Origin of the sequence: Pandoraea capi (assembly GCF_902459735.1) — a bacterium.
Lineage (GTDB): Bacteria > Pseudomonadota > Gammaproteobacteria > Burkholderiales > Burkholderiaceae > Pandoraea > Pandoraea capi.
The window spans coordinates 208,808-221,086 of the sequence record NZ_CABPRV010000010.1; the positions used below are offsets into that span (position 1 = coordinate 208,808).

Here is a 12,279-nt window from a genome sequence, read left to right on the forward strand (position 1 = left end):
TCATCGAGATACTGGCGTTTCGAGACACTGGCACCGAACTTGCTGATCCCTGTGGGCGACGACGTGAAAGTCGCGCCGCATTCCCCCTCGCACAGGTTGATTTCAATTTCGTTATCACAAGGATGCCTATCGTGGACAAGATCGAACATCTCGAACGTCAGATCAAGGAACATCACGCGACGCTTGCACATCACCCGGTTTTTCACTCCATCGAATCGATGCAAGGTCTGCAGACGTTCATGGAATGGCACGTCTTCGCCGTCTGGGACTTCATGTCGCTGGTCAAGCGCCTTCAGGCCGACCTCACGACCATCACGCTGCCGTGGATCGCCCCGCGCAACATCCACGCCGCGCGCCTGATCAACGAGATCGTGCTCGGCGAGGAATGCGACGAGACGCCGCAAGGGCCGATGAGCCACTTCGATCTGTACCTTGCCGCGATGCGCGATGTGGGTGCCGATACGCGTCAGATCGAAAAGCTCATCGACCTGCTGGTCGCCGGTCATAGCGTGAGCGCTGCACTTGCCGCCGTCGAAGCCCCCGCCCCCGTGCTTCGATTCGTCAATTCGACGTTCGCCACCTGCTACGAAGGCAAGACGCATCAGGTGCTTGGCAACTTCTTCTATGGCCGCGAGAACGTGATTCCCGACATGTTCCGCACGCTGCTCGACGGCTGGCAGATCGACCCGAAGAGCGTGCCGCTGCTGACCTTCTATCTCGAACGTCACATCGAAGTGGACTCCGGCGAACACGGCCCGGCCGCGCGCGCCATGATCGTCGAGTCCGCACATAACGACGAACGTCTGCTCGTCGAAGCGCTGGAAGCCGGGCTGCGTGCCATCGACGAACGCCTGCGTCTGTGGGACGGGCTGCACGAGCACATCGTCGCGACGCAAAAGGAAGCCGTCGCTGCCTGAGTTTCGAAGGCTGCAAAAGGTTCGACGGGTGGCCACGTTCCGGTGTCTGCGCGCACAGCGCACGCCGGTCCCGCCCCCGTCTTCCCGAGCGCATGCCGGGAACTGCCAGTCGAATGCCCTCTGCCGTCCCCCATCTTCCGAGGCAACGCCATGTCATTGCAGAGTTACGTCAGTCACGCTGACCAATGGGAACAACGCGCCACGATCCGTTCGCGCCCGCGCCGCATCGTCGAAGACGACGATCTGAGCTACTACCCGGTCGAGCGCCAGCCGCTGTACGCACATCCCGCCGTGATCGACGCCGGTCGCGAGGTGCAGGACTACATCCTGCTGCAAAGCTTCTACAAGTACATCAACGACGTCATCATCTTCGAGACGGAAATCGTTAACCGCACGGCGCTCGCCATCGCCAAGTCGCGCTTCCCGTTCGAGTTTCCGTTCGCCTGCCGCAGCGACGCCATGTCGGTGGTCATTGACGAGAACTACCACGCGTACGTCGCCATGGATTACCTCGACCAGGTCGAACGCAGCACCGGCATCGGCCCGATCGAGCAGAACAAGGAAATCGAACTCTCGCGTGCGATTCCCCGCGCCATGGAATACGTGCCGCCGCAATACGCCGCCGGCATGGAACTGCTCGGTGTCGCCATCTCCGAGAACACCGTGACGGCCGAGGTCGCCGCCTTCTCGCGCGACACCACGCTCAAGCGCTCGGTCAAGGGCGTGATGGCCGACCATCTGGCCGACGAAGGGCGCCACTCGGTCTTCTGGATCAATCTGGTGAAGCTGTACTGGTCGGAGATTGACGAGACGGCACGCGTCGAACTCGGCAAGGGATTGCCGTTCTTCCTGCGCGAATACCTCACCAACGAGCTTCAACTCGAATTCGACCGGCGTCTGATCGACACGCTCGATCTGCCTGCCGCCACGCGCGAACAGATCGCGAACGACATGGTCGGGGCATATCCGATCACGAATCAGCATCCGATGATCGTCAACATCCGCAAGTTCTTGAAGATGGCGGGCCTGCTCGAGCATGAGCCCACGCGCGCAGCCATCGCGCAATACCTGTGAGGAACGAGTCATGAGAGCGATTTCCTTCGCCATTGCGGGCAACAACCGCCTCGGGGCGCGCCTGTTCGCCGCCCTTCACGACATGGGGCACGACGTGACCCCGTTGAGCCACACGGGCGGCCCGCTCACGGAGATGGCCGAGCAACTGGGGGCGTTCGTCCCCACGCCGGGCACCGCGCCGCTCGCCGTCGAGTGGCGCATCGACTGTGGCGACATCACTCCGGAAATCGCCTGCACTGCGCGGCAGGTGCTCACGTTCCGCGCCTACGCGCCTGCCTTCCCGCCCTCACGCGCATCGCTCACATGGCAATGGCCCGGGGCGAAAGGCGACATCGACGTGGCGACGGCCGAATGTGACTTCGGCAATCCGCGTTGCGGCGCCGACCTCGTCGCGCAAATCGATGCCGAAGCCGAAGCCATGCTCGTGGATATCGTCAGCCAGCTCGGTCGCGACATCCTGACGCCCGAAGCGCTCGCCTCGCGCGCCGTCGCCGAAGTGCCGCCGGGCAGCATTGCCCTCGATCTGCACCGTTTGACGGGCTGGCATGCGAGCAACGAAACGGCGCGCACGATCGCGCTGGAGCCTTCGCTGCCGGAAATGGTCTCGCGCCGCGCACTGGCTGCCCCCACCGCCATCGCATTGCGCGACGAACACGGCGATGTCGATTACCGGACCTTCGTCGCGGCGTCGATGAAGCTCGCGATCGATCTCGCCGCACTGCTGCCGAAAACCACGCCGGACGACGGCTCGCCGCATGTCGTCGCCGTACGCCTGCCCAAATCGCGACTGTTGTACACGGCGATCCTCGGCGCGATCGGCGCGGGTGCGGCCTATGCGCCGCTCGACCCGTCGTTCCCGCCCGAGCGCGTGCGCCAGATCCTCGAACAGAGCCGCGCCGCCTGCCTCATCACCGACGACGATTTCGACACGAGCATCCTCGACGGCCTGGACATCAAGGTCGTCCGGCTGCGCTCGCTCAATGTCGCGAACGTGGCCATCGGCGTGACGGCATGGCCGGTGGAGCGGGTCGAGGATCGCGCCAATCGCTGCGCCATCACGATCTTCACATCGGGTTCGACCGGCACGCCCAAGGGCGTGATGCTCACGCACCGGAACATCGTTCACTTCTGCCACTGGTATCGCGACTACATCGGCCTCGACGCCAGTTCGCGCGCGTTGCAGTTCTGCACAGTCGCGTTCGACGTCTCGCTGCTCGACATCTTCCCGACGTTCCTCGCAGGTGCGACGCTGGTGATTCCGACCGAGGCGCAACGCCACGCGCTCGACGACCTCAGCTCGCTCATCGAACGCGAAGCCGTCACGCACGCCTTCCTGCCGCCCGCCTTGCTCGGAGTCATGCCTGACGCGCAGTGGCCGGCGCTGCGTCACCTGCTCACCGGCGGCGACGTGTGCTTCCCCGACACGATCGCCCGCTGGAGTCAGGGACGCGAGTTCCACAACATCTTCGGCCCGGCAGAGTGCACCGTGCTCGTCACCATCGCGCGCCTGAAGGCCGGTGACAGCAACCGCCTGATCGGTCGTCCCATCGCGAACGTGCGCTGCTACGTGCTCACGGAGACGGGACAACCCGCGCTGTCCGGCGAGCCGGGCGAACTGTGCGTGGCCGGCGCCGGTGTCGCCGACGGGTACCTGCACCGCCCGGATCTGACCGAGCGCAGCTTCGTGCCGAATCCCTTTGCCGATCCGATGGGCACCTGGCCCTCGGCGCGCGACGAGAAGCTCTATCGCACGGGCGACATCGTGCAATGGGACGACGACGGTCTGCTGCACTTCGTCGGACGCCGCGACGCGCAAGTCAAGATTCGCGGTTTCCGCGTCGAACTCGGCGAGATCGAATCTGCCGCGCTGGCCACTGGCCTCTTCGGCCAATGCGCCTGCGTGGTCGACGACAGAAAGCGCATCCGGGGCTTCGTCGCCCGCGCGCTGACGGCCGGCGCCACGGGTGACGCGCTGCGCGACCTGCTCGTGGCGCGTCTGCCGGACTACATGGTGCCATTCGAGATCGTCGTGCTCGACGCGCTGCCCGCCACGAACAACGGCAAGATCGACCGCAGTGCGCTCGCTCGTCTGTCCGTGCAGCGTGCCCTGCCAACCGACGCCGCAGCGCAGGAACCGCTCACCGAGACCGAGACGAATCTGCGTGCGCTGTGGGCGCGCCTGCTCGATCTCGAACCGTTCGAGATCGGCCGCGACGACTCCTTCTTCAACCTCGGCGGCCACTCGTTGCTCGTCTCGCGGCTGATGCTCGCCGTCAAGAAGGAGTTCGGCGGCAACGCACCGCTGGCGCGCTTCATGGAACGACCGACCATCGGTGCGCTCGCTTCGCTGCTCGCGAACGACGACGTGAACAAGGGCGAACGGATTCCGCAGCGGGTCTTCGACGACATGGCGCTGCCCGACGACATCCGTCCGGTCGACGGGCTGCGTCCGGTGGCGGATCGCGCACGCGCGGTGCTGCTGACCGGCGCGAACGGCTTCCTCGGCACGTTCATCGCCGCCGAGCTGATCGCACAGACCTCGGCGACCGTGCATTGCATGGTGCGCGCCGCGAGCCAGAAGGAAGGGGAAGCGCGGCTGGCTCAGGCGTTCCAGGCCAACGGGCTGGCGTCGCTCGCCGGTCATCCCCGCTTGAAGGTCGTTCTCGGTGACCTGACCCAGCCCCGGCTCGGTCTGTCGCCGGAGACCTGGCGCACGCTCGCCCACGACATTGACGCGATCTATCACAACGGCGCGCACGTCAACCACGTCTACGACTATCCGTATCTGTACGACGCGAACGTCGGCGCGACGCTCGAACTGTTGCGCCTCGCCTGCGAGTTCCGCAACAAGTCGATGCACTTCGTCTCGACGCTGTCTGCCGCGAGCGCCGTGGATGCCAACGGTCACGTGCTGGAGCAGGGACCCGCGCGCAACGCCCCGGCTTTCGTGAACAATGGCTACAACGTGACGAAGTGGGTGGCGGAGCATCTGGTCTGGGAGGCGGCCGAGCGCGGCATCGATGCGACGATCCTGCGCCCCGGAAACATCACGGGTGTCGCGGGCACGGGGCTGTGCCAACCGACGCGCAACCGTATCCTGCTGCTCGTCAAAGGTTCGCTGCAACTGGGCGCCGCGCCCGCCGGCGACACCGACTTCGACTTCACGCCGGTGGACTTCCTCGCGCGCGCCATGGTGCGTTGCACGACCGATCCACAGCGCGAACTGCGCGTGTTCCATCTCCAGAACCCACAACCGCTGACGTGGGAGGACTATCTCGGCGCGCTCGCGCAGTGCGGCTACTCGCTCGCACTGGAGGAGCCTGCCGACTGGCGTAACCGGCTGACATCCATCGACGAGAGCAACGCGCTGTTCGACGTGGTCGCGTTCTATCTCGACGACAGTCAGGAGGACATCGGCGACATGGCGCGCATCGAACATCGGGAGACTGCGCAAGCACTGCAACGTCTGGGCATCGCGTATCCGCGCAAGGATGACGCGCTGCTCGCCCATCACTTCCGCTATCTCATCGACAGCGGATTCCTGCCCGAGCCGGGCGGCAGCGGTACCCGGCGCACCGAACGCGAGACGGAGACGGCATCTGTCGCCTGATCGCCCGGCCAATCGTTATACCCATTGATATTCGCGCAGTCCCTTTTTTCCTGTCGAGGAGTTCATCATGCTGCAAAAAGTCCGCACCGAACTGCAACCCGATACGCTGATCCACAACCTGACGACGACGGTCCACGCCGGCGTTGCGGACCTCGATGCCTCTGCGCGCGATGTCTGGAACATCGTGGGCCGCTTCGACGGCTACAACCGTTTCGTCACGGGGCTGGAATACATTCAGATGACCGGTACCGCGACGGGGCCGCGCTCGCTGCGTCACAAGCACTTCACCGGCGGCGATCTGGTCGTGGAGCAACTCAACACGCGTGACGACGACGCCATGACGATGAGCTGGACGCTGATCTACACGACATTCGACATCGGCAACATGTGGGCGTCGATGGAAGTCGTGCCGCGCGGCGACAAGGCCTGTACGGCGACCTATCGCATCGTGGGCGAAGCGCGCTCGGGCAACCCGAAGGATCAACCGGCGTTCGACGCCTTCGCCGTCGGCTTCCTAAAGATGGCGATGGACAACCTGCGCAAGATGTTCAACGAGTGATCGTTCGGCGGTGCCGGCGCGGGTGCTGACGTTGACCTTCCTCGTCGATCTCCCTCGCTGGCATCGCGCATTCGTCTCATGCTTGCCGCCCCCACACGCCGCATCGTGGGGGCGATCCTTCCTCATTTCGCTTCGTCACGGACCGCCTCATGGACAGACATCTCCCGCCCGCCGGCCGCTGGCAACTCGCGGCGCGCGCGCAACGCATGCAGCCGTCGGCGCTGCGTGAACTCCTCAAGGTCGCCGAGCGGCCCGACATCATCTCGTTCGCGGGCGGTCTGCCTTCGCCCTATGCGCTGCCGGTCGAACGCCTTCAGGCGTCGGTCGAGCGCATTCTGCAACGTGATGCGGTCGGTGCACTGCAATACGGACCCTCCGAGGGCTACCTGCCGTTGCGAGAGGCGATTGCCGCACGGCTCACGCGCCAGGGCGCCGCTGTCAGTCCTTCGCAGGTGCTCGTGACGACCGGCTCGCAACAGGCCCTCGATCTCGTCGCACGCGTGCTCGTCGATCCCGGCTCGCGCGTATTGATCGAGACGCCGACGTACCTCGGCGCCGTGCAGGCACTCGCGCAGTACGAGCCCGTTTTCGAAGAGGTGCCGGCGGACGCCGCAGGACTGCTTCCCGAGCGCATGGATGAAGCGTCGATGCGCAACGCGCGACTGCTCTACACCCAGCCGAATTTCCAGAACCCGACGGGGCGCACCCTCGCGCTCGATCGGCGAATCGCGCTGGTGTCGAAAGCCGCACGCAACGGCTTGCTGCTCGTCGAAGACGACCCATACGGTGAACTGGTTTATAGCGGTGTCACGCCACCGTCGCTGCTTTCGATGGCGCCAGACAGCGTCGTGCATCTCGGCTCGTTCTCCAAAGTCATCGCGCCCGGCTTACGCGTGGGTTATGTCGTCGCGCCCGAGGAATTGATGGTCAAGCTGCTGCAAGCCAAGCAGGCGAGCGATCTGCATACCACGGGCATCACGCAACGGCTCGCGCATGCCCTGCTGACCGATGGCGAATACGACACCCATCTCGACGCCATTCGCCTGCGCTACCGCGCGCAATGTGCTCTCATGCTCAAATGCCTCGCGGAGCAGATGCCCGAGGGCGTGTCCTGGACACGTCCCACGGGCGGCATGTTCCTCTGGGTGACGTTGCCGGCCGGTATCGACAGCGCGAGCCTGTTCGACGATGCGCTCGCACGCGGCGTCGCGTTCATTCCGGGCGCGTCGTTCCACGCCGTCGCGCCGAAGGCCAACACGATGCGCCTCACGTTCACGACCGCGACGCCTTCGCAGATCGAGACCGGCATCGCACGTCTCGCACAGGCCATCAAGGCGCGACTTCGCACGACAGAAGCCTGTCTCACGGTCTCCTGAATCACCGTCTCCCGAAAACCCACCCCGAACGCCGTCGTCGCCGCTACGCCTGCAATCTCCGTGACGACGGCGTCTTACGCACACGCCTGAAGCGTGGCGTCGGAAGGCTCGAACAATCCGAGGTTTTGCGCCGTCTGCACGAAGCGTGGCACGCAGGGATTGCTGCTTTTCTCGTTCCACACGAGCGCCACGTCGATGTGCGGCGCATGCAGCAACGGCACGAACTGCACGTTCTCCGCGCGCGTGCTGCGCATCGAGCTATGCACGAGCGCCACGCCAAGCCGCTGTCCGACGAGATTCACGATCGTTTGCTGGAAGTTGGTCTCGAGCCGCACGCGTGGCGAAAACCCCGCCTGACGGCAATGCTCGGTAATCGTGTTGTGGATGAAGGGCGACGCCTCGCGCGGCGAGATGATGAAAGCGTCATCGCGCAGCTCGCCGATGGAGATCGCCGTGCGGGCCGCAAGCCGATGTCCGGCGGGTAGCGCCGCCACCAGAGGCTCGCGAAAGATGGTTTCCGTGCACAGTTCGTCGGTCGCATCGGAGGAATACATGATGCCGACGTCCACTTTCCCGCAGCGCAACTGATCGGCCAGTTCGGTCGGAATCGTTTCCTTGAGTTTGACTTCGATACGCGGAAATGCCGCGGCAAACGCGCGCGTGAGCACCGGCAACACACTGCACGCGACGGCAAACATGAAGCCGGCACAAAGCATGCCGGAATCGCCAACCTCGGCAGCACGCGCATGCGAGCGTGCCTGGTCGAGCGTGGCGAGCACCGAGCGGGCATCGCGGTAGAAACGCTGTCCTGCCGCGGTGAGCGCGACGCTGCGCTGTGTGCGTTGAAACAGTACAACGCCCAACTCCTCTTCGAGCATCGCGATCTGACGCGATAACGGCGGTTGCGAGATATGCAGCAGGTTCGCTGCGCGCCCGAAGTGAAGTGTTTCAGCCAGTACTACGAAATAGCGAAGTTGCCTCAGTTCCATGGAGCCTTCTCCCCCTGTAAAGAACATCGGTTTCTATTCATAGCGAACCGGTATCAGTCATCGCATCATATGGTATTGGAGACCTCTCGAAAATCGAACTATCCTTGGTTTTGCTTTATGGAGCACCCCCACGGCAGTCGCCACGATGCGATATTGCGCCGCCAAACGCAGCGCTCGCCAATTCCTATAAAGTCAATGAGAGACGCTATGTACGCCCACGATCCGCTGGCCCGTTCAAACGCAAACTTTCAGTCTTCGTCCAGGCCATCGCTCGATCGGCTCTGCGGTAACGACTCCTCAATGCTGGCGACCCTTGCCCGTGCCCGACTGCTCATCGATCGCCAGCTTCCCATCCTGATTCTCGGAGAAACCGGTACCGGCAAGGAATACCTCTCACGGGCGCTGCATGACTACAGCGCCCGCCGTCGCGCCAGCATGGTGTCGGTCAACTGCGGCTCGATCCCGGAAAACCTCATCGAAAGCGAACTGTTTGGCTATCAACGCGGCGCATTCTCCGGCGCGCTCAATACCGGCATGAAAGGCAAGGTCGTGCAGGCCGATGGCGGCACACTGTTTCTCGACGAAATCGGCGACATGCCGTTCGCACAACAGACGCGTTTGCTGCGTGTGCTTTCCGAACGGGAGGTCACGCCTATTGGTTCCGCCACGCCCGTGCCCGTCGATCTTCAACTCATTTGTGCGACGCACCAGAACCTGGAATCGCGGGTTCAGGCGGGCGCGTTTCGCGAGGACCTTTACTATCGAGTCGCCGTCGGCATCGTGCATCTACCACCACTACGACTACGGCAAGACCGCGCCTGGTTGCTCGATACGATGATCGTCGCGGAGTCGCGCGGCAACGCCGGCTTCGCATCGCTCGACAACGAAACCCGTGAGCTGTTGCTGTCCTACTCGTGGCCGGGCAACCTGCGTCAAATGCGTGCTGCGGTTCAGTACGCGTGCGCCGTCAAAAGCGACGACACGATCCGGGTGCACGATCTGCCGGCGAATCTCGTGCAAAGCGCGACAGCTGCGGCCACTCGTGCAGCGGCGCCGGTCACCTCGCTGCCCAGCCCACCCGGCAATATTCAGATTGCCCCGATCGCAACGCTCTCGGCCATTGCCAACGGCGAGCGCGAAATCATCATTCGCGTGCTGTCGTCGCGGCGCTGGAACATCTCGGCAGCCTCCCGCGAACTCGGCATCTGCCGCACGTCGCTCTATCGCAAACTTCGCGAACTTCACATTCCTCACGTGCGCGACATGGGCAGCGACGTCTTGCTCGGCTCGGAACGCTAAGCCCGTCGACGGGCGGCGATGTGTGCCGCCCGTCTTCCTTACTGCTGTCTTACTACCCTGCTGCGTCTTTCCTGGCTTCCTCTGCCTTATGCCGGGTCGGCCAGCAGCGCCATCATGGCCGTCGCTTTGTAACGAGATCCGGTCGTCGCTCCTGCACCGAAGTGCGCGTCGAGCGTGCGCGTCATGGCGGGGTCGAGGTGCAGGCTCGCCGCTCCCAGGTTTTCCTCCAGACGGCTCACACGACGGGTGCCGGGAATCGGCACGATGTCGTCGCTGCGCGAGAGCAGCCACGCGAGCGCCAGTTGTGCCGGTGTTGCGCCGATCTGTGTCGCATAGCCTGCGAGCGTCTTCGCCAGCTTCACATTCGCGTCGAAGTTTTCGCCCTGCAAACGCGGGTCTGACGTACGTCGGGAATCCCCTTCCGGGAAGTCCTCTGCGCGGCGTGCCGTGCCCGTAAGAAAGCCGCGCCCGAGCGGTGCGAAGGGCACGAGCCCGACACCCAGCTCGCGCAGGCACGGCAGGATCGACGCTTCCAGATCGCGATGCCAGAGCGAGTATTCGCTTTGCAGCGCGCTGACCGGATGCACGGCGTGCGCGCGGCGAATCGTTCGCTCACCCGCTTCCGACAATCCGAAGTAGCGCACCTTGCCTGCCTTGACGAGTTCGCCGACCGTGCCTGCCACGTCCTCGATCGGCACATTAGGATCGACGCGATGCTGATAGAGCAAATCGATGTAATCGGTACCCAGCCGCGAGAGGCTTGCATCGACCACCTCGCGAATGTGCTCGGGACGACTGTCGGCGCCCGTCACCGCCCCATTCTCGAAGCGGAATCCGAACTTGGTCGCAATGATCGCCTTGTCGCGACGCCCCTTGAGCACCCGCCCGAGCAGGCGTTCGTTCTCGAACGGTCCGTACACCTCTGCGGTGTCGAAGAAGTTGCATCCCATCTCCAACGCCCGTTCCAATACGCGAACCGACTCGGTGTCGTCGGAGGGACCATAGGCATAGCTCATCCCCATGCAACCGAGTCCAATAGCGGGGACTTCCAGTCCCTGATTCCCAAGCCGGCGTGTTGGCAGCATCGCAAAACTCCTGTGGTGTGGTCGTGGGTCCGGCGTCACGAAGTTGACAGTCAGGCGACACCGGTACGTCGTCATCACCATGCAAGTTTCGAACCATTTCGGTGTTCGCCAGCCTGATATTTCCCTCAAGCCTGAATCGCAATGCGTACCACCCTCTCACAACCCGCATGCCTGCACGCGCTCATTGCTTCGAACGAGGATTCATCGTGTGCGGGATGTCGTGAGCATCGTGCGCCGCGAGACGGATTTTCTCCCGTCGAAATGACCGTACAGCTGTCCGGCACTGCGACACCTGTCGCACGTTGCGACAGGTGTCCGTGCGTGTGAGCGCGCGTCGAACACTTGGCAGGCGTTACGAACGCCGCCGCGCGAGGCAGCCGGTTCACGATGGCATTCAAATTGCTTGGAGTCCGTCATTTGTCTTCGCCGCCGAAGCGGCGCACGACACACGATGACAAACGACAATACGGCCACGCAAACCCATGACAAGCCGAGCGGGTCAGAGGGGATCAACACACGCCATGCGTTCAGCACGCTCGCTGGACTCACCGGGCTGGCGCTATACGGGACGTCAGCCAGTGTGCTGGCTCGCTTCAGGGGATGGACGGCACATTTGACGCCGGACGAGCGCAAGCGCGCCGACGCCTTTTCCCGACCGGCCGATCGGGATGATTATGTGGCGGCACACATCCTTGCGCGCGTGGCGGCAGCGCGCGTCACGGGCTGCTCCGACACGCCGGGGGCCGCTGCGCGCACCTATATCCTCGTGCAGCGCTGCGAACAATGCGGCGGTGCGCACGGACGCCCTCGCCTGCCCGCCCATCCCGGCTTGCATGTCAGCCTGAGCCACACCCGGGGGGCGGTCGCGGCAGCATGCGCCATCGCGCCGGTCGGCATCGACATCGAACACTGGGACGAAGCGCTATCGCTCGACATCGACCTGCCGGGCGTGAACGCGCGCGAGCGCAGTCGACTCGGCGCGTTCGCAAGCGTGGCATTTACGCATCACGCGCCGTCGCCGCGTGCGCTGGCGTGGCTGCGTCTGTGGACGCGCAAGGAAAGTCTCGTCAAGGTCGGCGGCACCACACTGGAAAGCATGAGCGCCATCGACCTCTCAGGGCTGCCGATGAGCGAAACGCCGCTGCGCGTGTGGCAACGCCGCGTCACCCACGACATCTGGAGCATGACGGACTGGCTCGACCCAATGCTACGGATTACCGGCACGGTGTCGGGCGCTGGCAATGTCAGCGTCGAGCGTATCGACGGATGAGCGACGCAGGCCGGGCGGCTGACGTCGCACGGAAAAGCAAAACGCCCATGCACGACGTCATGGGCGCTTCGCGTACTGCATGTCGATCGGTGCTGCGGTC

The 12,279-nt window shown here is 64.1% G+C and carries 9 protein-coding genes; 7 read left to right on the forward strand and 2 right to left on the reverse strand.

Annotated elements, in window-relative coordinates; genetic code table 11:
- Positions 1 to 131: 131 nt before the first annotated feature.
- The 5 genes from PCA20602_RS19800 (at position 132) to PCA20602_RS19820 (ending at position 7,536) form a co-directional block, all read left to right on the forward strand.
- A complete protein-coding gene (locus tag PCA20602_RS19800; RefSeq protein ID WP_069342173.1) occupies positions 132 to 917 on the forward strand; it encodes a DUF3050 domain-containing protein in 786 nt (261 codons plus the stop codon).
- A gap of 150 nt (positions 918 to 1,067) precedes the next feature.
- Positions 1,068 to 1,991 carry a diiron oxygenase gene (locus PCA20602_RS19805; protein ID WP_069342172.1) on the forward strand — a complete coding sequence of 308 codons (924 nt, stop codon included), beginning with the start codon at positions 1,068 to 1,070 and terminating at the stop codon, positions 1,989 to 1,991.
- Between the two features lie 10 nt (positions 1,992 to 2,001).
- Positions 2,002 to 5,601: an amino acid adenylation domain-containing protein gene (locus PCA20602_RS19810; protein ID WP_150722650.1), complete on the forward strand. Its 3,600-nt coding sequence runs from the start codon at positions 2,002 to 2,004 to the stop codon at positions 5,599 to 5,601.
- 67 nt (positions 5,602 to 5,668) lie between these two features.
- Positions 5,669 to 6,160: an SRPBCC family protein gene (locus PCA20602_RS19815; protein WP_150722651.1), complete on the forward strand. Its 492-nt coding sequence runs from the start codon at positions 5,669 to 5,671 to the stop codon at positions 6,158 to 6,160.
- 149 nt (positions 6,161 to 6,309) lie between these two features.
- On the forward strand, positions 6,310 to 7,536 hold the full coding sequence (locus PCA20602_RS19820) for an aminotransferase-like domain-containing protein (RefSeq protein ID WP_150722652.1): 1,227 nt from the start codon (positions 6,310 to 6,312) through the stop codon (positions 7,534 to 7,536).
- A gap of 74 nt (positions 7,537 to 7,610) precedes the next feature.
- Here PCA20602_RS19820 and PCA20602_RS19825 read toward each other — a convergent pair whose 3' ends face one another.
- Positions 7,611 to 8,525, reverse strand: a complete 915-nt coding sequence (locus PCA20602_RS19825) for a LysR family transcriptional regulator (RefSeq protein ID WP_150722653.1) — start codon at positions 8,523 to 8,525, stop codon at positions 7,611 to 7,613.
- 300 nt (positions 8,526 to 8,825) lie between these two features.
- Here PCA20602_RS19825 and PCA20602_RS19830 point away from each other — a divergent pair, with 300 nt between their 5' ends.
- Complete coding sequence (locus PCA20602_RS19830; RefSeq protein WP_246182247.1) at positions 8,826 to 9,824, forward strand: sigma-54-dependent Fis family transcriptional regulator; 999 nt, start codon at positions 8,826 to 8,828, stop codon at positions 9,822 to 9,824.
- An 86-nt stretch (positions 9,825 to 9,910) separates the two neighbouring features.
- Here the strand turns inward: PCA20602_RS19830 and PCA20602_RS19835 are convergent, their stop codons facing one another.
- Positions 9,911 to 10,909 carry an aldo/keto reductase gene (locus tag PCA20602_RS19835; protein ID WP_150722654.1) on the reverse strand — a complete coding sequence of 333 codons (999 nt, stop codon included), beginning with the start codon at positions 10,907 to 10,909 and terminating at the stop codon, positions 9,911 to 9,913.
- Positions 10,910 to 11,360: 451 nt separating this feature from the next.
- Here PCA20602_RS19835 and PCA20602_RS19840 point away from each other — a divergent pair, with 451 nt between their 5' ends.
- The gene (locus PCA20602_RS19840; protein WP_150722655.1) at positions 11,361 to 12,179 is read left to right on the forward strand and encodes a 4'-phosphopantetheinyl transferase family protein; all 819 of its coding nucleotides are present in this window, start codon (positions 11,361 to 11,363) and stop codon (positions 12,177 to 12,179) included.
- Positions 12,180 to 12,279 lie beyond the last annotated feature (100 nt).

Coding starts and splice junctions, on each gene's coding strand:
- PCA20602_RS19830 (WP_246182247.1), top strand. CDS start 8,826: ATGCTGGCGACCCTTGCCCGTGCCCGACTGCTCATCGATCGCCAGCTT.
- PCA20602_RS19810 (WP_150722650.1), top strand. CDS start 2,002: ATGAGAGCGATTTCCTTCGCCATTGCGGGCAACAACCGCCTCGGGGCG.
- PCA20602_RS19840 (WP_150722655.1), top strand. CDS start 11,361: ATGACAAACGACAATACGGCCACGCAAACCCATGACAAGCCGAGCGGG.
- PCA20602_RS19815 (WP_150722651.1), top strand. CDS start 5,669: ATGCTGCAAAAAGTCCGCACCGAACTGCAACCCGATACGCTGATCCAC.
- PCA20602_RS19805 (WP_069342172.1), top strand. CDS start 1,068: ATGTCATTGCAGAGTTACGTCAGTCACGCTGACCAATGGGAACAACGC.
- PCA20602_RS19820 (WP_150722652.1), top strand. CDS start 6,310: ATGGACAGACATCTCCCGCCCGCCGGCCGCTGGCAACTCGCGGCGCGC.
- PCA20602_RS19825 (WP_150722653.1), bottom strand. CDS start 8,525: ATGGAACTGAGGCAACTTCGCTATTTCGTAGTACTGGCTGAAACACTT.
- PCA20602_RS19835 (WP_150722654.1), bottom strand. CDS start 10,909: ATGCTGCCAACACGCCGGCTTGGGAATCAGGGACTGGAAGTCCCCGCT.